A 24,531-nucleotide genomic window follows, 5' to 3' on the forward strand; every position below is an offset into this window, starting at 1 on the left:
GCGGCTGCACGAGGCCGCGTGTGAGTGACGGGCGCGACGATAGAGTGAGCCCCGATGAGCCGACCTGCGACTGCATCGCCGCCCGCGCTGACCGTCCGATACGACGGATCGCACCACACCTTCGCCCCCGGGCACGACGTCGTCATCGGCCGTGACCTGCGGGCCGACATCCGCGTCGCCCACCCGCTCGTATCCCGCGCGCACGTCACGATGCGCTTCGCGCAGGGCCGCTGGACGGCCATCGACAACGGCAGCCTCAACGGCATGTTCGTCGACGGGCGCCGCGTCTCGACCGTCGACGTCCGCGACGGACAGTCGCTGACGATCGGCAATCCCGACGGCCCGCGGCTTTCCTTCGAGGTCGGTCGCCACCAGGGGTCGGCCGGGCGCCCGCCGCTGCAGACCACCGCCGTCCCGGCTGCCGCGCGCTCCGGCCAGCTGCGTCCACCGCAGCAGCCCTACAGCGGGCCGCAGCAGCGCTACGGCGCACCGCCCGGCACCTCCCAGCCGATGTACCCGCCGCAGGGTCCGCGGCCGCCGGTAAACCGGCCGCCCAACCGCCCGGAGGTCTCCACTCCGCTGTCGCACGCAGAACCGGCCACCGCGCTCGGGCCCGCCGCGGCCCCGCGCTCCGGCGACGGCAACCTCGCGACCAGCATGCTCAAGATCCTGCGGCCCAACCGGACGCCGGAGACGCCGGCCGGCTCGATCACGATCGGCCGCGCCACCGACAACGACATCGTTGTCGCCGACGTGCTGGCCTCGCGCCACCACGCCACGCTGGTGCCCGGCGGCAGCGGGCTGGAGATCGTCGACAACCGGAGCATCAACGGCACGTTCGTCAACGGCGAGCGCGTCGACCGCGCGCCGCTGCGTGAGGGCGACGTGGTGACCATCGGCAACGTCGACCTGGTGCTCGCCGGCGGCACGCTGGTGCGCCGCACCGAGACCGCGGCGGCCACCGGCACCGGCGGCCTCGACGTCCACGGCGTCACGTGGACCATCGAGAACAACAAGACGCTGCTCGACAACATCTCGATCGCCGCGCGGCCCGGAACGCTGACCGCGGTGATCGGCCCTTCGGGTGCCGGCAAGTCGACGTTCGCCAAGCTGGTGGCCGGGTACACGCACCCCACCAGCGGCACGGTGACGTTCGAGGGACACGACATCCACGCCGAGTACGCGTCGCTGCGCTCCCGGATCGGCATGGTGCCGCAGGACGACGTGGTGCACGGCCAGCTCACGGTGATGCAGGCGCTGATGTACGCCGCCGAGCTGCGGCTCCCGCCCGACACCACCAAGGACGACCGCCGGCAGGTGGTCAACCAGGTGCTCGAAGAACTGGAGATGACGCGGCACGCCGACACCCGCGTCGACAAGCTGTCCGGCGGCCAGCGCAAGCGCGCCTCGGTGGCGCTGGAGCTGTTGACCGGCCCGTCGCTGCTCATCCTCGACGAACCCACCTCCGGCCTGGACCCGGCGCTCGACCGGCAGGTCATGACGATGCTGCGCCAGCTCGCCGACGCCGGGCGCGTCGTGCTGGTGGTCACCCACTCGCTGACCTACCTCGACGTGTGCGACCAGGTGCTGCTGCTGGCGCCGGGCGGCAAGACCGCGTTCTACGGTCCGCCCGGCCAGATCGGCGCGGAGCTCGGCACCACGAACTGGGCCGACATCTTCAGCAGCGTCGCCGGCGATCCCGAACAGGCCAAGTCGCGCTACCTGTCGATCCACGGCGCGTCGCCGCCACCGCCGCCCGCCGAACAACCCGGCGACCTGGGCGAGCCGACGCGGACCAGCCTGCGGCGGCAGTTCTCGACCATCGCGCGGCGCCAGCTGCGGCTCATCGTCTCCGACCGCGGCTACTTCATCTTCCTGGCGCTGTTGCCGTTCATCATGGGGTCGTTGTCGATGTCGGTGCCGGGCGACGTCGGGTTCGGGGTGCCCAACCCCCTGGGTGACGCCCCGAACGAGCCGGGCCAGATCCTGGTGCTGCTGAACGTCGGCGCCATCTTCATGGGCACCGCGCTGACCATCCGCGACCTCATCGGTGAACGCGCCATCTTCCGCCGCGAACAGGCGGTCGGGCTCTCCACCAGCGCCTACCTGCTGGCGAAGGTGTGCATCTACACCGTGCTGGCGCTGCTGCAGTCGGCGATCGTGGTGGCCATCGTGCTGTGGGGCAAGGGCGCCCCGGAGAACGCGGTGCTGCTCGGCAACCCGGCGCTCGAGCTGTACGTCGACATCGCCGGCGCGTGCGTGGCGTCGGCGATGGTGGGCCTGGCGCTCTCGGCGCTGGCGAAGACCAGCGAGCAGATCATGCCGCTGCTGGTGGTGGCGGTGATGAGCCAGCTGGTGTTCTCCGGCGGCATGATCCCGGTGACCGATCGCATCGGCCTCGACCAGCTGTCGTGGGCGACGCCCGCCCGCTGGGGCTTCGCGGCGTCGGCGTCGACCGCCGACCTGATCCGGCTGGTGCCCGGACCGCTGACGCCCAAGGACCGGCACTGGGAGCACACGCCGGGGGCCTGGCTCTTCGACATGGCGATGCTCGCGGTCATCAGCATCGTGTACGTCGCGTTCGTGCGCTGGAAGATCCGGCTCCCGCGGGCCTGACGCGCATGGCGTGAGCCACCCGTCATGTCGCCGAAACACGAAACACTCCGGAAACACGCCCGCCGCGCCGCCGAAACGCGTCCGCGCCACGCTGTCGGCACCGTCGAAGGAGTGCCCGCGTGATCGATCCCGCCGCCACCGCCTGGCTGCTGGCCAGCACCGCCCTCGTCCTGCTGATGACGCCCGGTCTGGCGATCTTCTACGGCGGGATGGTCCGCACCACCGGCGTGCTCAACATGATCATGATGAGCTTCATCGCCATCCCGCTGGTCACCGTCGCCTGGCTGCTGCTCGGTTACAGCCTCGCCTTCTCCGGTGACACCGCCGGCGGGCTGATCGGCGACCTCGCCCACGTCGCGATGGCCGGTATCGGCCCCGAAACCGCCCACGGGTCGGTGCCCGAGCTGCTGTTCTCCACCTTCCAGCTCACCTTCGCCGTCATCACCGCGGCGCTGGTGAGCGGGGCGATCGCCGACCGCGCGCGGTTCTCGGCGTGGATGGCGTTCGTCCCGGTCTGGGCGATCGCCGTGTACGCGGTCGTCGCGCACTGGGTGTGGTCGCCGGCGGGCTGGCTGGGCCGCCTGGGCGCACTGGACTACGCCGGCGGCCTGGTGGTCGAGATCGTCTCGGGCGCCTCGGCGCTGGCGCTGGCCCTGGTGCTCGGCCCGCGCATCGGCTTCCGGCAGGAGGCGATGCGGCCGCACAACCTGCCGTTCGTGCTCTTGGGCGTCGGGCTGCTGTGGTTCGGCTGGTTCGGTTTCAACGCCGGCTCCGCGCTGGCCGCCGACGGCAAGGCGGCCGCCATCTTCCTCAACACGCTGGTCGCCGGCTGCCTCGGCATGCTGGGATGGCTGACCGTCGAACGCTTCCGCGACGGCAAGCCCACCACCTTCGGCGCCGCGTCGGGCGTGGTGGCCGGCCTGGTCGCCATCACCCCGGCCTGCGGCACCGTCGACACCCTCGGCGCCGCCGTCGTCGGCCTCGCGGCCGGCGTCACCTGCTCATACGCGATCGGGCTGAAGTTCCGGCTGGGATACGACGACTCGCTGGACGTCGTCGGCGTGCACTTCGTGGGCGGCGTCGTCGGGGTGGTGCTCATCGGGTTGCTCGCGACGGGCGCGATGACCGGCGGCGCCGAGGGGCTGTTCTACGGCGGCGGGTTCGGTCAGCTCGGCAAGCAGGCGCTGGGCGCCGTCGTGGTGGCCGCCTACGCGTTCACCGTGTCCTTCGTCCTCGCCAAGCTCATCGACCGGCTGCTGGGGTTCCGGTTGAGCCCCGAGGACGAGACCGCCGGCGTCGACTTCAGCCAGCACGCCGAGACCGCCTACGCCGAGGGCGTGCACGGGCACGTCCCGACCCGCCGGCCGACGCTGGGTGGGCTCGGCGACCGGGCGGCCCACCCTCGCGACACGTAAAGGGTTGCGACGACACGCCGTACGACGGCGCAACCACACACGTCTCGGCGGCGAAGCCGTCAGCCGCGGCTGGACGCCAAGGTCTGCAGGGCGTACTCGGCGACGGTGATCAGGGCCCCTTTGGCCGACTCCCGCTGCCGGGCGTCGATGCTGATGAGCGGCACGGTGTCGGTCAGCGCCAGCGCCTTGCGGATCTCGTCGGCCGGGTAGCGCGGCGCGTCGTCGAACTCGTTGATCGCGACGAGAAACGGCAGCCGGCGGGCCTCGAAGAAGTCGACCGCGGCGAAGCTGTCCTCCAGCCGCCGGGTGTCCACCAGCACGATCGCCCCGATCGCGCCACGCACCAAGTCGTCCCACATGAACCAGAACCGCCGCTGTCCCGGTGTCCCGAACAGGTACAGCACCAGGTCGTCGGCGAGCGTGATCCGCCCGAAGTCCATCGCGACGGTGGTGGTGCTCTTCTGCGACGAGGCGCCGAGCTCGTCGACGCCGACCGAGGCGTTGGTCAGCATGGCCTCGGTGCGCAGCGGCATGATCTCCGACACCGCGCCGACGAACGTCGTCTTGCCGGCGCCGAACCCGCCGGCGATCACGATCTTCGTCGACTTGGCGCCGCTACCGGAGTGCGCGTAGGCCACGGAGTGTCCTTCCTATGAGTTCGCGGCGCTCGGCGACGCTCGAATGATCGGTCAGCGTCTGGTGGACCCGCAGGTGGCCCGCCGCCACCAGGTCCCCGACCAGCACCCGCGCCACGCCGAGCGGCAGGTTCAGCAAGGCGGCGATCTCAGCCACCGAGGGCCCGTCCGCGCACCGGGCGACGATGTCACGCCGGACGTCACCGGGCGGCCACCGCTGCGCGAACGCCGACGGCAGCGCCTCGACCGTCGCCTCCAGCGGCAGCTCGACCGCCGACGTCGTGCGTCCCGCGGTCAGCCGGTACGGACGGACCAGGCTGGGCGCGGCGGCGGCGTCGTCCGGTCTGTCCATCGCGGCTGCGGTGCTTCACGAATGCTGTGGGGTGCGCCGGGTGGACCTCACGGCGTTCCCCACCCGCTCGACCAGGACCGCCATCTCGTACCCGATCTGCCCGATGTCGCAGTTGCTCGCCGCCAGCGTCGCCAGGTGGGAGCCGTCCCCGACCCGCATCAGCAGCAGGTAGCCGTTCTCCATCTCCACCACCGACTGCAGCACCGCGCCGCCGTCGAAGAGCTGTGCTGCTCCGGTGGACAGGCTGGCCAGCCCGGAGCTGACGGCGGCGAGCTGGTCGGCCCGCTCGGGCGGCAGGTGTTCGCTGCCGGCCTGCAGCAGACCGTCGGCGGACACCAGGATGGCGTGGGTGACGCCCGGCACGTCGCGGGCGAAGGCGGAGACCAGCCAGTCCAGCGAGGTGTCCGGCGTGGACCGGGGCGCCTGGGTCATTCGTCGTCCATTCCTCCGGAGCTGTGGCGGGCGTGGGTTCGTCCCGCGCGCACCCCTCCCATGTGGCTCGACAGCGACGCGCGCACGGCCTCCGGATCGCGGTAGGAGGCGGACCCGCCGCCCGATGCTACCGCGTCGTCGTCGTCGGCCCGGTGGTGCGCCGGACGGCGGGCCGACGTCCCGAAGCCACCCGCCTCGGGTGATCCCGGCACCAGCCGGGCCCCCGGCGCGCGCACCGGCAGGCCCTGCTCGGTGCGGGCCTCGACGGGCAGTTCGGCGGCCTGCTCCGCCGCCGCCCAGCCGTTGTCCCACACCGATTCCCACGATTGCGGCGGCTTGGTCAGCGTCTCCAGGTCGATGAGCCACTCCGAGACCATGCGCTGGTAGATGACGTCGGTGTCCTCGAGCGGGTTGCGCTCGCGCGCCGGCGGTTCCGACGCCTCCCGCGGCTGCGCCGACGAGCTGAAGAACGCCGACGTGTCCGACGGGCTGCGGGTGGGCGCCGGCGCAGCCTCGGGTTCGGGCGCCGGTTGCGGGGCCGGCGGCTCCGGCGGCTCGGGCGTCCTGCCCGCGGCCGGGTTCGGGATGCCGGTGATGCCGCTCGCGCCCGGGCTGCGGCGCGGCAGGCTGAGCGGGCCGTCGGGCCGGTCGTCGTGCCCGGTGCCGTTGCGGTACGGCGGCGGCGTGGCCGGCGGTTCCCGGAAGACGGGCACCGCGGTGGGCAGCGGCCGCTCGATCCGCTCGGGGATCTCGTCGAGCGTGCGGGCGGTCGCCGCTGCAGATCGCGCGTCGTCGGCGGCGTCGGGTCCGGCGTCGAGGATCAGCTCGGCCGGCACGAACACCCCTGCCGTCGTCCCCGCGCCGTGCGCGTCGCCGGCACGCAGCCGCACCACCAGGCCGTGCTGGCGCGCCAGCCGACCGACCACGAACAGGCCCATGTGGCGTGCGGTGTAGGGCGTCACCTCACCGCCGGCCTGCAGCCGGGTGTTCGCGATGCGCAGGTCGGCCTCGGTCATCCCGATGCCGCTGTCGGTGATCTCGATGATCAGGCCGCCGCCGGAGGCCAGCACCGCCGACACCTCGACCTCTGAACCGGGCGGCGAATAGCGCAGCGCGTTGTCGATGAGCTCGGCGAGCAGGTGGACGACGTCGCCGGCCGCCGAGCCGTCGACCGCGGCGTCGGGCACGCGGGTCGTCACCACCCGCGGATAGTCCTCGACCTGGGACGCGGCGGCGTTGATGAGGTCGGCCACCGCGACCGGCTCGCCGGCGTCGCGACGGGGTTTCGCGCCGGCGAGCACCAGCAGGTTCGCCCCGTTGCGGCGCATGCGCGCGGCGAGGTGATCGAGCCGGAACAGGCCCTCGAGGCGTTCGGGGTCCTGCTCGTCACGTTCGAGGCGGTCGATCACCGACACCTGCTGGTCGACCAGCGAGCGATTGCGGCGCGACAGCGTCTCGAACATGTCGTCGACGTGCGCCTGCAGCTGCGCCTGGTCGCCGGCGAGCAGCAGCGCCTGCTCGTGGAGCTCGTCGACGGCGTGGGCGACCTGCCCGATCTCCTCGCTGGTGTGCACCGGGATCGGCGCGATCGGCGGCGGCTCTTCGCCGTTGCGCACCCGCTCGACCTCCGCGACCAGATCCTCGTGCGCCACCCGCAGGGCGCCGCTGCGCAGGATCCGCAGCGGCCGCACCAGCGAGCGGGCCACCACGAACACCACGGCCATCGCGATCACGAACACGGCGAGCACCAGCGCGACGTCCCGGAAGGCGGCACCGCGGGCGGCGTCGGCCTTGTTCACCAGATCGGTGGTGACCTCCGAGCCGGTGCGCTCGATGACCTGGGTGGCGATGCCCTCGGTGACCTGAATCGCCTGCAGCAGCTCCGGGTTGCCGGCCAGCGAGACCGTCGGATTCGACATCAGGTCCATGCGGGTGAGCATCTGCTGCTGCAGCTTCTTCGCCTCGTCGGAGTCGACGCCGAGCACCTGGCTCATGCCGAACAGCGTCGAGGGCTCCGTGCCCGCCAGCGTGACCATCGAGATCCGCAGTTCCTCGGGCGACAGCTGCCCGCCGACGAACAACAGCAGCTTCTGCATGAACATCTGCCCGCGGGCGCCCACCGCCCGGCTCACGCCCGCCGCGTCGGCGCGGACCTCGGCGTCGTCGAGGCGCACGGAGCCGTTGATGGCGTCCTCGGCGGTGAGCAGGATCGGCGCGTAGCTGGTGATGAGCTGCCGCAACGGCACGCTGGTCGAGGACACCTGGTCCAGCAGGCGCTGGCCGTCGCGCAGCAGCGTCGCGGTGCCGCCGCGCACGTCGTCGGCCAGGTCGACGGCGTCGAGGCGTTGCTGGAGTTGCGCCTTGTTGGCGTCGTACTGGCCGCGTGCCGCCGCCGGATCGTCCCCGGTGGCCGTTGCCAGGATCGCGTTCTCCAGCGAGCCGACGTAATCGGCGACGGCGGGGATCACCTGCACCCGGTCGGCGGCGAGCCGCAGCTCGCGGTAGTTGTCGACGGCGTCGGAGATCCGCAGGGCGCCGAACGTCGCCGCGAGCACCAGCGGGACCAGCGCGATCGCCAGCACCTTCCAGCTCACCGGCCAGTTCGACAGCCACCAGCGCGACGGCCGCCGCCCGCGGGTCGGTGCGGGCGGCGCGTCGGCCGGCTCGGCGTAGCTGGTCATCGGACCGGTCCCGGCGGTGTGCTGGCGAACGAGCGTAGCGCGTCAGTCATCGAGCTTCCCTGTAGGTGACCCATCGTCGGATCCGTTGCCCGGACGGCGGCGGGCGGGTGCCCGCCTGGCAATTTGTCGAGTATGACAGTTGCCGTGCGGGGGTTCCACAATTCTTACTGAACAGACAGAGTTCCGTGGACCCCGCGGCGCACGCCGCGGACCGCCCGAGCAAACCGGGATGACATCATCGACGGCGTGTTCCGGGTGCTGTTCTACTCGCCGCGGATCGCGCCCAACACCGGCAACGCGATCCGCATGGTCGCGGGCACGGGCTGCGAACTGCATCTGGTCGAACCGCTGGGCTTCGACCTGTCCGAGCCGAAGCTGCGCCGCGCCGGCCTGGACTACCACGACCTGGCGTCGGTCACCGTGCATCCGTCGCTGCCGGCGGCGTGGGACGCGCTCGGCCGCAGTCGGGTCTTCGCGTTCACCGCGCACGCGACGCGGTCCTTCGCCGACATCGCCTACGAGGCCGGCGACGTGCTCATGTTCGGCCCCGAACCCACCGGCCTGGACGCCCAGACGCTGGCCGACCCGCACGTCACCGCGACCGTGCGCATCCCGATGCTCGCCGGCCGGCGCTCGCTGAACCTGTCGAACGCCGCCGCGGTCGCGGTCTACGAGGCGTGGCGCCAGCACGGCTTCGACGGCGCGGTGTAGGTCACCAGCTGTCGAAGTGCGTGATCGCCTCGAGCGGCAGCCGTTTGGCGGGCTTGAAGTCGGTGCCCTTGGTGTAGGCGATGGGAAAGAGCCCGCCCTGGCGGTACCGGTCGAACGGGATGCCGAGGATCTCTGCGGTGCGCCGCTCGCCGTCGCCGGGCAGGTGCAGCGTCGTCCACGCCGAACCCAGTCCCCGCGACCGCAGCGCGAGCATGTAACTCCACGCCGCCGGCAGCAGCGATCCCCAGAACGACGCGCCGGCATCGCGGCTGAATTCGACGCTGCCCTCCAGGCACGGGATCAGCAGCCACGGCGCCCTTTCCATGTTGTCGGCGAGGTACTGCGCCGACGACACCACCGCGTCGCGGCGCTCACCGCGCGCGTCGCCTTCGGCGTACTCGGGTCCGGGCGCCGTGCGGTAGCCGTTCCAGTTCTCGCGGTAGATCTCGGCAATTGCGACCTTCTTCGCCTGGTCCTGCACGAACACCCACTGCCAGCCCTGCTGGTTGGAGCCCGTCGGCGCCTGGATCGCCAGGTCGAGGCATTCGAGCAGCACCTCCCGCGGCACCGGCCGGTCGAAGTCCAGCCGCTTGCGCACCGAGCGCGTGGTGGTGAGGAGTTCGTCCACCGTCAAGTTCAGGGTCATGCGCCGGAGATTACTCTGGCAGCCGTGAGTGCGGAGATGACCGACGACGTGCGGCAACGGCTGACAGCGGACGAGTTCGGCTGGTTGACGACCGTCACGGGATCCGGTCAGCCGGTGCCGAAACTGGTGTGGTTCTTCTTCGACGGCGCCGACATCGTCGTGTACACCCTGCCGACGACGGCCAAGGTCCGGCACGTGCGGCAGCACCCGCGGGTGAGCCTGAACCTCGACTCCGACGGCCGCGGCGGCGGGATCATCGTGATCGGCGGCACCGCCACGGTCGACGCCGAAGGGGCCGACCCCCGCGAGGACGGTCCGTACTGGGAGAAGTACCGCGACGTTGCGGCGGCCGCCGGGCTCGCCGACGTCATGGGCAACTACGACACGCGGCTGCGCATCAGTATCGACCGGGTGTGGACGACGCCGACGGCCTGACCGCTCAGCGGAAGTCGCGCGACCGCGACCCGACGCGCAGCGTCAGTGGCTCCAGGTGCTCGGCGACGACGGTCACCGCGCCGGTCGCGTTCTGCACGACGCCGCGGATCACCATGGCCGGCGCCGTCTGCGCCACCCGGCGGTGCCGCGCCCACAGCCCCGGCGAGCAGACCACGTTCACCATCCCCGTCTCGTCCTCCAGGTTCAGGAACGTCACGCCCTGCGCGGTGGCGGGCCGCTGGCGGTGAGTCACCGCGCCCGCCACCAGGATTCGCGTGCCGTCGGGCAGGCCGAGCAGCCGGTCCGCCGGGACGATTCCCCGCTCGTCGAGCTCGGCGCGCAGGAACTGCGTCGGATAGCTGTCCGGGGAGACGCCGGTGGCCCACACGTCGGCGGCGGCCAGCTCCAGCTTGGTCATGCCGGGCAGCGACGGGACGTGGGAGCTGGTGCCGACGCCCGGCAACCGGTCGGGCCGCTCGGTGGCCGCCGCCCCGGCCGCCCACAGCCCCTCGCGGCGGGTCACGCCGAAGCAGCCCAGCGCACCCGCGGTCGCCAGCGCCTCGGTTTGCGGCACCGTGAGCCGGCAGCGTCCGGTGAGATCGAGCAGGTCGCGGAACGGGCCGTGCGCCTGCCGGTTTGCGACGATCTGCTCGGCCAGCTCGGTGCCGATGTGCCGCACGTCGCCGAGCCCCAGCCGCACCTCGGTGCCGGCGTTCTCCAGCGTCGGATGGGCCAGGCTCGCGTTGACGTCGGGGCCGTGCACCGTGACGCCGTGGCGGCGGGCATCGGCCACCAGCGACTGCGGCGAGTAGAAGCCCATCGGCTGGGCGCGCAGCAGCGCGGCGCAGAACGCGGCCGGATGGTGCAGCTTGAACCACGACGAGTAGAACACCAGCGACGCGAAGCTCAGCGAATGGCTTTCGGGGAAACCGAAATTCGCGAAGGCCTCCAACTTGTCGTAGATGCGGTCGGCGACGTCGCCGGTGATGCCGTGCGTCTCGCGCATGCCGTCGTAGAACCGGTCGCGCAGCCGGCGCATCTTCTCCGTCGACCGCTTGGAACCCATGGCCCGTCGCAGCTGGTCGGCCTCGGCGCCGGAGAACCCCGCACAGTCGACGGCGATCTGCATCAGCTGCTCCTGGAACAGCGGCACGCCGAGGGTCTTGCGCAGCGCCGGCTCCATCGACGGATGGTCGTAGGTGACCGGCTCTTCGCCGTTGCGGCGCTTGATGTACGGGTGCACCGAGCCGCCCTGGATCGGACCGGGCCGGATCAGCGCCACCTCGACCACCAGGTCGTAGAACAGCCGCGGTTTGAGCCGCGGCAGGGTGGCCATCTGCGCGCGCGACTCCACCTGGAAGACGCCCACCGAATCGGCGCGCTGCAGCATCTCGTAGACGGCGGGCTCACTCAGGTCCAGCGTCGCGAGGTCGACCTCGATGCCCTTGTGCTCGGCGACCAGGTCGATGCAGTAGTGCAGCGCAGAAAGCATGCCCAGCCCGAGCATGTCGAACTTCACCAGACCGATTGCCGCGCAATCGTCTTTGTCCCACTGCAGCACGCTGCGGTTCGCCATCCGCGCCCACTCGACCGGGCACACGTCGGCGATCGGCCGGTCGCAGATCACCATGCCGCCGGAGTGGATGCCCATGTGGCGCGGCAGGTTCTTGATCTGCATCGCCAGGTCGATCACCGGCTCGGGGATGTCTTCGACGTCGGGCGAATCCGGCAAGCCGTTCCACCGGCTGAGCTGCTTGCTCCACGCGTCCTGCTGGCCTTGCGAATAGCCCAGCGCACGCGCCATGTCGCGCACCGCGATGCGCCCGCGGTAGGTGATGACGTTGGCGACCTGGGCGGCGTAGTCACGGCCGTAGCGTTCGTAGACGTACTGGATGGCCTGCTCGCGCAGGTCGGATTCGATGTCGATGTCGATGTCGGGCGGCCCGTCGCGGGCGGGTGAGAGGAACCGTTCGAACAGCAACCCGCCCGCGATCGGGTCGACGGCGGTGACCCCGAGCGCGTAGCAGACCGCCGAGTTGGCCGCCGACCCGCGGCCCTGGCACAGGATCTTGTTCTCGCGGCAGAACCGGGTGATGTCGTAGACCACCAGGAAGTAGCCGGGGAACTTCAGCCGCGAGATGACGGCGAGCTCGTATTCAATCTGCCGGTAGGCCTCGGGCGCGTCCTCGGGCGGGCCGTAGCGCCGCCGGGCGCCTTCCAGCGTGAGCTGACGCAACCAGCTGTCCTCGGTGTGGCCGGGCGGTACGTCGAAGGGCGGCAGCTGCGGCGCGATCAGCGTCAGGGCAAAGGCGCACTCCTCCCCCAGCTCGGCGGCGGTGCGCACCGCCTCGGGGCTGATCAGCCGGGCCAGCTCGGCGCCGCTGCGCAGATGCGAACCACCCAGCGGCGCAAGGTAACCCGCCGCCTCGTCGAGCGATTGCCGGGCGCGGATGGCACCCATCGCCATGGCCAGCCGGGCGCGCGACGGCTCGGCGAAGTGCGCGCCGGTGGTGGCCACGCATCGCAGGCCGAACCGCGCCGCCAGCTCGACGAGCGCGGCGTTGCGTTCGTCGTCGAGCGGATGGCCGTGGTGGCTCAGCTCGACGGCCACGCGGTCGGAGCCGAACCGGTCGACCAGGTCGGCGAGGGCGTGCGCCGCTCCCTGTGGGCCGTGCTGCTGCAGCGCTTGTCGCACCTGGCCTTTGCGGCAGCCGGTGAGGATGTGCCAGTGCCCGCCGGCCGCCTCGGTCAGCGCGTCGTAGTCGTAGCGCGGCTTGCCCTTCTCACCGCCCGCCAGGTGCGCCTTCGACAGCTCACGCGAGAGCCGCCGGTAACCCTCCGGGCCGCGCGCCAGCACCAGCACGTGCGGGCCGGGCGGATCGGGGTGCTCGGTGCGGGCGGTGTTGGACAGCGACAGCTCGGCGCCGAAGATCGTGTTGACGCCCAGCTCCTGCGCCGCCTCGGCGAACCGCACCACACCGTAGAGCCCGTCGTGGTCGGTGAGCGCGATCGCCTTGAGGTCCAGCCGCGCCGCCTCCTCGACGAGTTCCTCCGGCGTGCTCGCACCGTCGAGGAAGCTGTACGCCGAATGCGCGTGCAGCTCCGCATAGGGGATGGCCGCCCGGACCCGCTCGGCGTCGTCGGGCGGGGTGTACTGCCCGCGTTTGCGCGACCAGGCCGGGCTGTCGCCGCCGTCGCCGGGTGGTTCGGCCATGGGCATGCCGGCGCGGCGGGGCTTGCTGTTGAGCACCCGCGACATCTCCGCCCAGGTGGTCGGTGGGTTGAACCAGCCGCTCACCCCGCCAGTGTATCGAACGCACGTTCGACGGGCGCGAGCGTGCGCCGCGGGTACGCCGATCGCGGCGTGTCGGCGTACAGACACGCACGCTCGCGCAGAATTAGGGGACGTACTCCGCGGTGCCGTCGTCGAGCACCACGCGGGGCTCCAGCTCGCCGTCGCCGGACGCCTCGGTGCGGAACACGGCCGTGCCCTCGCCGGTGCGCCAGATCGACGTCGTCAGCGTCTCGCCGGGGAACACCGGTTTGGTGAACCGGGCGCCGACGGCGGTGATCCGCGCGGCGTCGTCGGCGGCGAGCTCCCGCAGCACCGCCCGGCCCGCCACCCCGTAGGTGCACAGCCCGTGCAGGATCGGCTTCGGGAAGCCGGCGAGTTCGCGCGCGAACCACGGGTCGCTGTGCAGCGGGTTGCGGTCGCCGGAGAGCCGGTAGATCAGTGCCTGGTCCTCGCGCGTCGGCAGCGCCACCCGGGCGTCGGGCTCGCGGTCGGGGAACTCCGGAGCGGGCGGGCGCTCGCCCTGCTGCCCGCCGAAGCCGCCCTCGCCGCGCAGCACCAGCGTCGTCGTGGTCTCGGCGACCAGCTCACCGGACTCCGGGTCGCGGCCCCGGCCCGTCAGCAAGACGATCGCGTTCTTGCCCTCGCCCTTGTCCTGCAGGTCGGTCACCTCGGCGGTGACCTCGAGGCGGCCCGCCGGGGCGAGCGGCCGGTGCAGCCGGACGGCCTGCGACCCGTGCAGCAGCATGCCGAAGTTGAACGTGCCGATCTCGCCGATCGCGCCGAACGCGGGCGCGGCGATGACGGCGTAGGTCGGCAGCACCTGCTGCGCAATGCCGTGGCTGTTCTCGGTGGTGTAGGCGAGGTCCGCGGTGCCGGCACCCACGCCGAGCGCGTAGAGCAGGGTGTCGCGGTCGGTCCAGGAGAAGGTCTGCGGCGCGGACACCGCACCGATGGCGGCGGGGTTGATCGGCATGGTCGGACCCTAACCCGCGCCCGGCCCCCGCCTCTGGCTAGATAGCAGCCATGCCGGAGAGCCTTCCCGAGATCCTGCGCCTGCTCGAGCTCGTGGCCGACGGGCCCAACCGGTTCCTCGGCCCGCAGCCCGCGGACGCCGAGCACCTCAGCCGGGTGTTCGGCGGGCAGGTCGCCGCGCAGGCGCTGATCGCGGCGGGCCGCACCGCGCCGGACCGGCTGCCGCACAGCATGCACCTGTACTTCCTGCGGCTCGGCGATCCGCGACAGCCGCTGCGGTATGCGGTGACCAACCTGCGCGACGGCCGGACGTTCTCGGCACGCGCCGTCGTCGTCACCCAGGGCGACGATCGCGTGGTGCTCGAGGCGCTGGTGTCGCTGACCGAACCGCTCGACGGCATCGACTACCAGCAGCGGCTTCCGGACGTGCCCGCACCGGAGTCGCTGCCGCCGCTGGAGACCGAACTCGCCGACTACGCCGACCAGCTCGGCGGCTTCTGGGTGCAGCCGCGGGCCTTCGAGATGCGCTACGTCGACCCGCATCCGCTCAAGGCCGCCGACGGCGAGCCGCCGGCCGAGCTCACCGCGCGGCTGTGGCTCCGACTGCGCGACCCGGCGCCGCCGGACCCGCTGGTGCGCAGCGGGCTGCTCACCTACCTGTCGGATTGGACGGTGCTCGATCCGGTGCTCTACGCCACCCGGCGCCCGCCGGTCGCCGGTGCGATCGCGTCACTGGACCACGCGATGTGGTTCCACCGCCCACCGGAGTTCGGCGACTGGCTACTGTACGAGCAGCGCTCGCCGAGTGGCATCGGCCGGCGCGGTTTGGCAAACGGCGCAATCTACAACCGGGCGGGTTCGCTCGTTTGTACGGTGGCGCAGGAAGGCTATCTGGGAAGGGGCTGAACCGATGGCGCACGGACACCGGATCGCGAAGCTGGCCGCGAAGCTGACGGCCGCGGCCGCGGCCGCTCTCGTCGTCGGCGCCTGCAGCACCCCGACCCCCGAGGATCCGACCATCACCGTGACGTTCGTCCGCCACGCCGAGTCCGAGGGCAATGCCAGCGGGCTGATCAACACCGCCGTGCCCGGGCCGCCGCTGACCCCGAAGGGTCAGCAGGAGGCCAAGGCGCTGGCTCAGCAGCTGCGCGGCGAGGACTTCGACGGCGTCTACGCATCCACCATGGTGCGGGCCCAGCAGACCGCCGATCCGCTCGCCCGGGCGCTCGGCGAGCAGGTGACGGTGCTGCCGGGCATCCAGGAGATCGGCGCGGGCATCTTCGAAGGCGATCCGGTGGCCACCGCCGGTCCGCCGTACTTCCTGGCACCGCAGGCCTGGGTGACGGGCGACCGCGAGTCCAAGGTGCCGGGCGGTATCAGCGGCACCCAGTTCAACGAGGAATTCACCGGCGCGGTGCAAACCGTCTACGACAGCGGCGACAAGAAGCCCGTCATCTTCTCCCACGGCGCGTCGATCATGACGTGGACGCTGATGAACGTCCGCAACCCGAAGCTGAGCCTCTACACCACCCGCCCGCTGCCCAACACCGGCCGCGTGGTGATCGAGGGCAACCCGGTGGCCGGCTGGACGCTCAAGAGCTGGGACGGGGTCACCGACTTCACCGAATGAGCTCCCGAAGCGCCGTCACCGGCGCGGGTAACCTCGCCCGGTGAGCGAATTCGAGTCCGCCATACCGGTTTTCGCCGACGTCGACACCGGCGTCGACGATGCGTTCGCGCTGGCCTATCTGCTCGGCAGCCCGGATGCGGAGCTGGTGGGCATCGCCGCCACGGCGGGCAACGTCGGGGTCGACCAGGTCTGCGCCAACACGCTGGGTCTCTTGGAGTTGTGCGGGGCGGCGGGCGTGCCGGTGTCGCGGGGCGCCGACGGCCCGCTGGCGAGCGCGCTGCAGACGGCCGAAGACACCCACGGCCCCGAGGGGCTTGGCTATGCCACCGTTCCGACCGCCTCGCACACCGTGACCGCCCACGACGCCGCCGCGGCATGGGTGCGGGCGGCGCGGGCCCACCCGGGGCGGCTCGTCGGGCTGGCGGTCGGTCCGCTGACGAACCTGGCGCTGGCCTTGCGCGCCGAGCCGGCGCTGCCGACGCTGCTGCGCCGGCTGGTGATCATGGGCGGGTCGTTCGACTACCGCGGCAACACCACGCCGGTCGCCGAGTGGAACATCAGCGTCGACCCGGAGGCCGCCGCCGAGGTGTTCGCGGCCTGGGGTGAGCGCGCCGACGACACCGCTGGCCTGCCGATGGTGCTCGGGCTGAACCTCACGGAGTCGATGGTGCTGACGCCCGCGCTGCTGTCGCGGCTGGCGGAGGCAGCGGGCTCCGCGAGCGTGGCGATGAGCGTGCTCGACGCCCGCGGCACCCGCTCGGCGGCCGAGAACCCGCTGATCCGGGTGCTCGAGGACGCGATGCGGTTCTATTTCGAGTTCCACTTCGACACCGGCGAGGGCTACCTCGCACACCTGCACGATCCGCTGGCCGCGGCGGCGGCGCTCGATCCCGCGCTGATCTCGACCCGACCGGCCACGGTGGACGTCGAGCTGACCGGCAGCCTGACGCGCGGCATGACCGTGGCGGACTGGCACGGCCGGTGGGGGCGCCGGCCGAACGCGCTGGTGGGTGTCGGTGCGGACCCGGGGCTGTTCTTCGACCGGTTGGTCGAGCGGATCGGCGCGGTGGCCCGGCGGCTGACCTACTCATAGACGCCTTCCAGATACCAGCGCCGTTGCCGGTAGCACAGCAGCAGCGCCGTGGGATCGGGTCCGTCGGTGAGCACCTGGGCTCGGGCGGTGCGGCCCGCGCGCGCCTGCTCGGGATCCCACCACCGCTCGTCGACCGGCCACGGCCCGGCCCACCACCGCAGCTCACCGCCGTGACCGCTGCCCACCACGCGGGCCGGATCGGTGGAGAACAACCCGCGCGCCGTCACCTTGACCGGTTCGCCGGCGGCGTCGAGCAGTTCGACGGGGTCGTCGAGCAGCACCGCCGGTGACGGTTCGGGCAGCCGGCCCGGCCACGGCTGCTGCGGGTCGGCGCGGGGCACCACTTCGTCCCCGAACGGCACCAACGTGATGCGTTCGGCCGGTCCGCGCCCGCCCGACACGGTGGCGACCTGCACGGCGTCCGGCCCGAGCAGCCCCTGCACGCGCACCAGCGCCCGGCGCGCCCGCAGCCGGTCCTCCTCCCCCATCCCGCCCCACAGCGGCAGCTGCAGCGCCTCGGCGGAGACCAGCTCGACGGGATGCAGCCGCAGCACCGTCACCGGGGCGGTGGGCCGGTCGGCGGCCCGGCGCCGGTTCAGCCAGCCGTCGAGCTGCCAGCGCACCCGGTCGGCGGTGGCGTCCTCGGTGAGCGGCTCGGCGCACCGCCACACCCGGCTGAGCTCCTGGCCGTCGGCGGTGACGGCGGAGATCGCGAGCCGGGTGCAGCCGACCCCGGCCGCCATCAGCGCCTCGTGCAGCGACCCGGCCAGCGAGCGGCCCGCAAAAGCGGCGGCGTCCACCCGATCCAGCGGCGGATCGCAGTCCATCATCACCTCGAGCTCCGGCGACGGCTCGCGCCCGGACGGCAGGCGTTCCGGCTCGCCGCGCGCGAACCGGTGAGCCAGGACGGCGTCGGCGCCGAACCGCGAGGCCACGTCCGTGCGGGACAGCGCCGCGAACTGCCCGACGGTGCGGATCCCCAGCCGCCACAGCAGGTCCGCCAGCTCGGCGCGGTCCGGCCCGGCCAGGCTCGGTTCGGTGGCGAGCTGGCGGATGGACAGCGGCGCCAGGAACGCCGCATCGCCGCCGGGATCGACGATGCGCCCCGCGCGGGCGGCGAAGACCGCGGTGGGCAACTGGTCGGCCACCCCGACCTGGCATTCGGCGCCCGCGGCGGCCACCGCGTCGACGAGCCGTTCGGCGGCGGCCTGCTCGGATCCGAAGTAGCGGGCCGCCCCGCGGATCGGCATCACCAGCAGGCCGGGCCGCAGCACCTCGGCGCGGGGCACCAGGTCGTCCACCGCCGCGGTGACCGGCTCGAACACCCGGGCGTCACGCCCCGGGTCGGCGGTGACCACGTGCAGCTGCGGACAGCGCGCCTGGGCCTCCCGTCGGCGCAGCCCGCGCGTCACCCCCACCGACCGGGCCGCCGCCGAACAGGCCACCACCCGGTTGGCCAGCGTCACCGCCACCGGCGCCGTGGTGGGCAGGCCGCTGGCCGTGGCGGCGGCGACCGCGGGCCAGTCCATGCACCAGACCGCCAGTACGCGCGGCATCAGGGCCCCTCACCCGCAGGCGCCGAGGCGGGCCTGGCCGAACGACCGGCCCCGCGCCCGCACCGCCAGCCGCACCCGGTCGATGCGGCCCCGACCGGGTGCGCCGGTCAGCTCGTACCCGCACACCCGGGCGTCCACCCGCACCTGCGCGCCCTCCCAGTCGCCGTCGGTGACCAGCAGCGTGCAGTTCTTGGTGCGGGCGCGGGTGGCCATCACCTTGGCCCGCGACAACGGCACCCGTCGCCCCTGCATGCCGAGCACCACCAGGTCCATCCCGTCCATCAACACGGCGGCCACCTCGACCGGATCGGTGCCGGGATCGGGGATGAGTGCCAGCCGGCTGAGGTCCGCCCCCATCTCCACCGCGGCCAGCAACCCCACCTCCGGCCGGCCGACGATTGCGGCGTGCCCGCCCGCGGCCGTGACCGACGCGACCAGCTGCAGCGGCAGCGACCGGGCGCCCGACAGCACCGCCACCGAGCCGCGCGGCAACGCGCCGCCGAGCGCGTCGTGCAGCGACTCGGGCACCGGCAGCAAAGATTCTGGGGCTGGCAGCAGCTCGTCGGCCACGGGCGGGGCGGTGTGTCCCCGGCCAGCCTTCCCGGACACCGCCGCCATCTGTCGGCGAAGCTGTTTAAGCTGCTCATCACGGTCGGCACGGCGTTTCTCCACAGGCATCGCAGCAGTCACAGCAGCACCTCCAACCCCAGCAGAATCATCCGTTATTCGAATGTGTGTTCGATGCACTCAGTAAACACCGGGCCGCCGACAGCGTCAACCCCGGCTAGAGCGGTGAGGCGCGCCGGCGATCGAAGCAACCGTCAATGGTGTCATTGACAAATGTCAGCATTCGGGGTTGCATTCGACGATGCAACGAAGCACGGCTGAGCCACCGGTCCGAGGGTCCCGACGGTCCCGGGGAGCCGCGGCCGTCAGCGGCCTCACCCTCCGGCAGATCAGCGCCGTGCTGCCACCCGACCGGGCATGGGGACTCTGGACGTCGCGGCAGATCGTCGCCGGCATCATGGCCGGCTTCGGCCCGTCGCTGTCGGGGGTGACCGCCGAGCCCGTCGACACCCGCCTGCCCGACGGCCGCCGGCTGCGCGGCGAGTGGGTCACGGCCGCCGGCGTCCCGGGCCCCGACACCTCGCACGGCGCCGTCTACTACGTCCACGGCAGCGGTTTCGCGCTGTGCTCACCCCGTACCCATCGACGCCTGGTCGGTTGGCTGTCGCGGCTCACCGGCGTCCCGGTCTTCAGCGTCGACTACCGGCTGGCGCCGCGACACCGCTTCCCCACCGCCGCCGACGACGTCCGCACCGGATGGGACTGGCTGACAACCCGATTCGCGCCCCACAAGCTGGTGATCGCCGGCGACAGCGCGGGCGGCCATCTCGCCGTCGACCTGCTGCTGCACGACGACGTCGCCCATCCGGCGGGCATGGTGCTGCTGTCGCCGCTGATCGACCTGCGCTTCGACCTCGCCCGCAGCCGGGAACGACGCCGTCGGGACCCCGCGATCCGCGCGGCCGACGCCGCCAAACTCGTCGAGTTGTATTGCGGCGATATCGATCCCGAGCATCCGCGGCTCGCGATGGCCGTCGCCGCCGGCCGGCCGCTGCCCCCGACGCTGATCCAGGCCGGCGGCGCCGAGATGCTGGCCGCGGACGCCGAACGACTCGCCGAGGACCTGCGGGCCGCCGGCGGCCACTGCGAACTGCAGCTCTGGCCCGACCAGGTGCACGTGTTCCAGGCCCTTCCGCGGCTCACCCCCGAGGCCCGTCCCGCGATGGCACGGGTGGCCGCCTTCGTCACCGACGCACTGGCCGGCGCCGAGCGCGAGCGGGTCGCCGGATGATCGGCTTCCCGCCGTGGCGATCCGATGTCCGCAGCCGCCGCGCCGACGCCGTCGTCACCGGTGCCGGCAGCGGCATCGGTCGAGCGTTCGCCGCCGAACTCGCCGCCCGCGGGGGCCGGGTGGTGTGCAGCGACGTCGACGCCCGCACCGCCCGCGCCACCGCGGACGACATCACCGCCGCCGGCGGACACGCCACCGCCGTGCACTGCGACGTCTCCCGCCTCGACGACGTCGCCGAGCTCGCCGAGCAGGCGCAGCTGTTCTTCGGCGGCCCGCCCACCCTGGTGGTCAACAACGCCGGCATCGGCGCCGGTGGCCACTCGATCGGCGACATCGGCTGCAAGACCTGGGAATCGGTGCTCGGCGTCAACCTGTGGGGACCCATTCACGGGTGCGAGGTGTTCGCACCGATCCTGCGCGACGCCGGCCCCGACCGGCCGCGCGGCATCGTCAACGTCGCCTCCGCCGCCGCGTTCGGAGCGGCGCCCGGCATGGCGGCCTACAACGTCAGCAAGGCCGGCGTGCTGTCGCTGTCGGAGACCTTGGCCGCCGAGATGTCCGGCACCGGAATCGGTGTCACCGCCCTGTGCCCCACCTTCGTCAAGACGAACATCCTGGACTCCGGCGCCATCACCGAGGAGGCGACGGCGCTGGCGTCGCGGCTCATGCGCTGGACCGGCCTCTCCGCCGAGCGCGTGGCACGGATGTGCCTGGACACCCATGACCGCGGCGGCCTCTACTGCCTGCCGCAGCTCGACGCCCGCGTCGGCTGGCACGCCAAACGCCTTGCGCCGCAGCTCTACACCCGCGCGATCGGCTTCACCCGAGCCGGCCTCACCTAAAGGAGAACACATGGCCATCGACATGGACGTCATGCTGGAGAAGATCAAGGACCGGCAGTGGGCGCTCGCCGACATCGACTGGGACGCACCGGGCGCCGAGACCATCTCCGACGAGTTCCGGCCCAAGCTCAAGGCTTTCATGGCCGACCTGTGCTGGATCGAGAACGTCGGTGCGCGCGGGTTCGCCGCGCTGGCGAAGAAGGCGCCCACCCCGACCATCGCCGAGATCTACCGCTACTTCCACGCCGAGGAGCAGCGGCACGCCAATGCCGAACTGGCGCTGATGAAGCGCTGGGGCATGCTCGACACCAAGGCGAGCGACGCGACGGGAGAGCCGGAGCCGGAGATGCCCGAGCCGAACGTCAACATCCGGCTGGCGATCGAATGGCTGGACCGCTACGCCGACGACATGTCGCTGTCGGTGCTGGGCACGGTGATCCCGATGCTGGAGGTCGCCCTCGACGGCGCGCTGCTGAAGTTCCTGCTCGACGAGGTGCACGACCCGGTGTGCCACCAGGTGTTCGAGAAGATCAACAACGACGAATCCCGGCACATCGCGGTCGATTTCGAAGTGTTGAACATGATCGGCCACGCCAAGGCGCGCAAGCTCGCCATCGACTTCGTGGGAAGCTTCGCCAGCCCGGGTCTGGTGATCGGGATGATCATGTACATGCCGCTGCTGAACCGCATGCGCAACAACATCGTCGACATGGGCCTGGAGCCCGAGCGGCTGTACAAGGCGATGAATCGGTTCAAGGAGCTCGGCGGGCGCGCCGAATACACCTGGCGCGTACCCACCTACCAGATCCTCAAGCTGCACGCGCGCCTGGTGGTCAATGCCCGCAACCCCTACCACTGGATCGCCAACCCGATGGTGAAACTGTCCGACCGGTATCCGCGGAAGCTGCTGCGCCCCATCCCCAGCTGGTTCAAGGAACTGACCTACGAGCCGGCGGCCTGACGTGGCGCACACCTACGACACGCTGATCGTCGGCGCCGGGTTCACCGGGCTGGGCACCGCGATCAAGCTCCGCGCGGCCGGCGTCGACGACTTCGTGATCGTCGAACGCAGCGACCGGGTCGGCGGCACCTGGCGCGACAACACCTATCCGGGTGCGGCCTGCGACATCCCGTCGCTGCTGTACTCGTATTCGTTCACCGGCGAACCGAGCTGGACGCGTGCCTACTCCGGCGCCGACGAGATCCGGGCGCACATCGAAGAGCTGGTCGAGCGGTTCGAGCTGCGCGAAAAGCTGCGCTTCGGGGTCGAGGTCAACGGCCTACGGTTCGATGGCGACGCCGGCGTGTGGTCCGTGGACACGATGGGCGGCACGACCTTTCGCGCCCGCACCGTCGTGTTGGCGTCCGGCCCGCTGCCCGACCACAAGTGGCCCGACATCCGCGGCATCGACAGCTTCCAGGGCACGAAGATCCACAGCGCGCGGTGGGACCACGACTACGACGTCACCGGCAAGAAGGTCGCCGTCATCGGCACCGGGGCCAGCGCCGTGCAGATCGTGCCCGAACTGGTGAAGACGGCCGCCTTCGTCAAGGTCTTCCAGCGCACCCCCGGCTGGGTGCTGCCCCGGCTGCCGCTCACCACACCGCCGCCGCTGGCCAACGTGCCCGGCGCACAACGACTCACGCGACAGGCGTTGTTCTGGGGTCACGAGCTGACGGCCACCGCGCTGGTGTGGGACACGCCGCTGACGTCGCTGGTGAGCCGGCTGGGCCGGGCGCACCTGCGGCGCCAGGTGAAGGATCCGTGGCTGCGGCGTCAGCTCACCCCGGATTTCCGGCCCGGCTGCAAGCGGATGCTGGTGTCCAACGACTACTACCCCGCATTGCAGCGCGAGAACTGCAAGCTCATCGACTGGCCGATCGCGACCATCAGCCCGGTCGGCATCCGCACCAGCGACGGCATCGAACATCACCTCGACTGCATCGTGTTCGCCACCGGGTTCGACGTCCACCTCACCGGGCCGCCCTTTCCCGTCACCGGGCTCGACGGCAGGTCGCTGGCGGCGGACTGGGCGGGCGGCGCGCAGGCGTACAAGAGCGTCAGCGCGCACGGCTACCCGAACCTGTTCTTCATGACGGGACCGAACTCCGGGCCGGGCCACAATTCGTTGCTGGTCTACGTCGAGGGCCAGATCGACTACGCGGTCCGCGGCATCACCACTGTGCTGGCCGAGGGGTTGCGCTATCTCGACGTGCGCGAGGACGTGCAGCGCCGGTACAACGATCGGCTGCAACGGCGGCTCGCGAAGACCACCTGGATGTCGGGGTGCAACAGCTGGTACCTCACCGCCGACGGGTTCAATGCGTCGATGTACCCGGGGTTCGCCACCCAGTATCTTCGACAGATGCGGGATTTCCGGGTCGACGACTACCACGCCGCGGCACAGCCCGCCCGGCTGTCGGTTGCCCCCGCATGAGCACGTGACCGATCGCTCCGACCTGCGACCGCAGGCCGGAGCCATCTCGACCATCCTGTCCAACGTGCGCCGGGCGCCGCGCCGGGTGCGGCGCGGCTCGCGGGACGTCATCGAGGCGGCGGTGGCGCAGCTGTTCGACGCGGCGGTGCAGCCGCACGGCGTCGAGGCCGCCGGCGAGTACCGCATCGATGAGCTGGCCCGGCTCGCCGGCACCACCACCCGCAACATCCGGGTGTACCGCGACCGCGGGCTGCTGCACCCGCCGCTGCGGGTGGGCCGCATCGCGCTGTTCAACGACACGCATCTGACCAGGCTGCGGCTGATCACCTCGATGCTCGACCGCGGCTACAACATCGCCCACGTCCACGAGATGCTGAGCGCCTGGGAGCAGGGCAAGGACCTCGGCGACATGCTGGGGCTGGAGTCGGCCATCGCCGGCAGCTGGGCCGTGGAGAAGCCGGAGCGCATGCCCGAGGCGGAGGCGCGGCGGCTGGTCGACGACGACGCCGGATTCGACCGCATGGTCGGTCTCGGCGTCATCAAGTTGAACGAGGACGGCTCCGGTGACGCCACGATCATGCGCCCCAAGCTGATCGAGACCTTCACCGAGATGCGGCAATTCGGCGTCGCGACCGGCACGCTCATCGACATCCACGAACAGATCGCCCCGCTGATCGACCAGATCAGCGCCATCCTGGTGCGCGCCGGCGTCGAGCACGTGGCCGACCGGCTGGCGCCGGGGACGGCGCTGCCGCCCGATCCCGAGGTGGCCGAACTGATCACCATGCTGGTGCGGTTCCGGACGCAGGCCGTCTCCGCGGTCACCGCCACGCTCACCCAATCGATCGAGTCGACCATCGAATCGGCCGTGGCGGGCATCCTCGCGCAGTCCATCGACTCCGCCGCCGCCGACGCGGACTGACC

Annotated in this window: 21 protein-coding genes; 12 read left to right on the forward strand and 9 right to left on the reverse strand. The window is 71.8% G+C overall.

The genetic code is table 11. The annotated features are described in order from the left end of the window. Positions 1-54 precede the first annotated feature (54 nt). Positions 55-2,616 carry an FHA domain-containing protein gene (locus LV457_RS05435; protein ID WP_232169531.1) on the forward strand — a complete coding sequence of 854 codons (2,562 nt, stop codon included), beginning with the start codon at positions 55-57 and terminating at the stop codon, positions 2,614-2,616. 176 nt (positions 2,617-2,792) lie between these two features. After that, positions 2,793-4,031, forward strand: a complete 1,239-nt coding sequence (locus LV457_RS05440; RefSeq protein WP_232169969.1) for an ammonium transporter — start codon at positions 2,793-2,795, stop codon at positions 4,029-4,031. Between the two features lie 59 nt (positions 4,032-4,090). Here the strand turns inward: LV457_RS05440 and LV457_RS05445 are convergent, their stop codons facing one another. The 4 genes from LV457_RS05445 to LV457_RS05460 are packed head-to-tail and all read right to left on the reverse strand — an operon-like array spanning position 4,091 to position 8,131. Continuing rightward, positions 4,091-4,669, reverse strand: a complete 579-nt coding sequence (locus tag LV457_RS05445) for an ATP/GTP-binding protein (RefSeq protein ID WP_232169532.1) — start codon at positions 4,667-4,669, stop codon at positions 4,091-4,093. Then, positions 4,647-5,018, reverse strand: a complete 372-nt coding sequence (locus LV457_RS05450; protein ID WP_232169533.1) for a DUF742 domain-containing protein — start codon at positions 5,016-5,018, stop codon at positions 4,647-4,649. Before LV457_RS05450 ends, LV457_RS05445 begins: the two co-directional genes overlap by 23 nt. 15 nt (positions 5,019-5,033) lie before the next feature. After that, positions 5,034-5,450, reverse strand: a complete 417-nt coding sequence (locus LV457_RS05455; RefSeq protein WP_232169534.1) for a roadblock/LC7 domain-containing protein — start codon at positions 5,448-5,450, stop codon at positions 5,034-5,036. Then, a complete protein-coding gene (locus tag LV457_RS05460; RefSeq protein ID WP_232169535.1) occupies positions 5,447-8,131 on the reverse strand; it encodes an ATP-binding protein in 2,685 nt (894 codons plus the stop codon). Before LV457_RS05460 ends, LV457_RS05455 begins: the two co-directional genes overlap by 4 nt. Before the next feature lie 246 nt (positions 8,132-8,377). Here LV457_RS05460 and LV457_RS05465 point away from each other — a divergent pair, with 246 nt between their 5' ends. Next, positions 8,378-8,842, forward strand: a complete 465-nt coding sequence (locus tag LV457_RS05465; protein ID WP_232169537.1) for a tRNA (cytidine(34)-2'-O)-methyltransferase — start codon at positions 8,378-8,380, stop codon at positions 8,840-8,842. Position 8,843: 1 nt separating this feature from the next. Here the strand turns inward: LV457_RS05465 and LV457_RS05470 are convergent, their stop codons facing one another. Beyond that, on the reverse strand, positions 8,844-9,488 hold the full coding sequence (locus LV457_RS05470) for a nitroreductase family protein (protein ID WP_232169539.1): 645 nt from the start codon (positions 9,486-9,488) through the stop codon (positions 8,844-8,846). A gap of 24 nt (positions 9,489-9,512) precedes the next feature. Between LV457_RS05470 and LV457_RS05475 the strand changes: the two genes are divergently transcribed. Then, positions 9,513-9,923, forward strand: a complete 411-nt coding sequence (locus tag LV457_RS05475) for a TIGR03667 family PPOX class F420-dependent oxidoreductase (protein ID WP_232169541.1) — start codon at positions 9,513-9,515, stop codon at positions 9,921-9,923. 4 nt (positions 9,924-9,927) lie between these two features. On the opposite strand, the gene LV457_RS05480 is transcribed toward LV457_RS05475, so the two are convergent. Together LV457_RS05480 and LV457_RS05485 are read right to left on the reverse strand one after the other, a co-directional pair. Continuing rightward, positions 9,928-13,182 (reverse strand): error-prone DNA polymerase, encoded by a 3,255-nt coding sequence (locus LV457_RS05480; RefSeq protein WP_232169970.1) that lies wholly within the window; start codon positions 13,180-13,182, stop codon positions 9,928-9,930. 139 nt (positions 13,183-13,321) lie between these two features. After that, positions 13,322-14,191 (reverse strand): MaoC/PaaZ C-terminal domain-containing protein, encoded by an 870-nt coding sequence (locus LV457_RS05485; protein WP_232169542.1) that lies wholly within the window; start codon positions 14,189-14,191, stop codon positions 13,322-13,324. Positions 14,192-14,241: 50 nt separating this feature from the next. On the opposite strand from LV457_RS05485, the gene LV457_RS05490 reads away from it, so the two are divergent. From LV457_RS05490 to LV457_RS05500, 3 genes are read left to right on the forward strand one after another with little or no spacing between them, the layout of a single operon-like run. Continuing rightward, positions 14,242-15,096, forward strand: a complete 855-nt coding sequence (locus tag LV457_RS05490) for an acyl-CoA thioesterase II (protein WP_232169543.1) — start codon at positions 14,242-14,244, stop codon at positions 15,094-15,096. 4 nt (positions 15,097-15,100) lie between these two features. Beyond that, entirely contained in the window at positions 15,101-15,820 is a 720-nt protein-coding gene (locus tag LV457_RS05495; protein WP_232169544.1) for a histidine phosphatase family protein, read from the forward strand. 40 nt (positions 15,821-15,860) lie between these two features. Beyond that, a complete protein-coding gene (locus tag LV457_RS05500) occupies positions 15,861-16,913 on the forward strand; it encodes a nucleoside hydrolase (protein ID WP_308192165.1) in 1,053 nt (350 codons plus the stop codon). On the opposite strand, the gene LV457_RS05505 is transcribed toward LV457_RS05500, so the two are convergent. Both LV457_RS05505 and LV457_RS05510 read right to left on the reverse strand, forming a co-directional pair. Then, positions 16,904-18,469 (reverse strand): DNA polymerase Y family protein, encoded by a 1,566-nt coding sequence (locus LV457_RS05505; RefSeq protein ID WP_232169545.1) that lies wholly within the window; start codon positions 18,467-18,469, stop codon positions 16,904-16,906. The genes LV457_RS05500 and LV457_RS05505 overlap by 10 nt on opposite strands. Before the next feature lie 9 nt (positions 18,470-18,478). Further along, on the reverse strand, positions 18,479-19,159 hold the full coding sequence (locus LV457_RS05510) for a hypothetical protein (RefSeq protein WP_374198734.1): 681 nt from the start codon (positions 19,157-19,159) through the stop codon (positions 18,479-18,481). Positions 19,160-19,337: 178 nt separating this feature from the next. Here LV457_RS05510 and LV457_RS05515 point away from each other — a divergent pair, with 178 nt between their 5' ends. The 5 genes from LV457_RS05515 to LV457_RS05535 are packed head-to-tail and all read left to right on the forward strand — an operon-like array spanning position 19,338 to position 24,529. Further along, positions 19,338-20,327, forward strand: coding sequence for an alpha/beta hydrolase (locus tag LV457_RS05515; protein ID WP_232169546.1), 990 nt, complete (start codon positions 19,338-19,340; stop codon positions 20,325-20,327). Then, complete coding sequence (locus tag LV457_RS05520; RefSeq protein WP_232169547.1) at positions 20,324-21,169, forward strand: SDR family oxidoreductase; 846 nt, start codon at positions 20,324-20,326, stop codon at positions 21,167-21,169. Before LV457_RS05515 ends, LV457_RS05520 begins: the two co-directional genes overlap by 4 nt. A 10-nt stretch (positions 21,170-21,179) precedes the next feature. Next, positions 21,180-22,130 (forward strand): ferritin-like domain-containing protein, encoded by a 951-nt coding sequence (locus LV457_RS05525; RefSeq protein WP_232169548.1) that lies wholly within the window; start codon positions 21,180-21,182, stop codon positions 22,128-22,130. A gap of 1 nt (position 22,131) precedes the next feature. Further along, positions 22,132-23,607, forward strand: coding sequence for an NAD(P)/FAD-dependent oxidoreductase (locus LV457_RS05530; RefSeq protein ID WP_232169549.1), 1,476 nt, complete (start codon positions 22,132-22,134; stop codon positions 23,605-23,607). Between the two features lie 4 nt (positions 23,608-23,611). Further along, positions 23,612-24,529 (forward strand): MerR family transcriptional regulator, encoded by a 918-nt coding sequence (locus LV457_RS05535; protein WP_374198735.1) that lies wholly within the window; start codon positions 23,612-23,614, stop codon positions 24,527-24,529. Positions 24,530-24,531: the final 2 nt, after the last annotated feature.

This window comes from Mycobacterium sp. MYCO198283, assembly GCF_021213805.1.
GTDB lineage: Bacteria > Actinomycetota > Actinomycetes > Mycobacteriales > Mycobacteriaceae > Mycobacterium.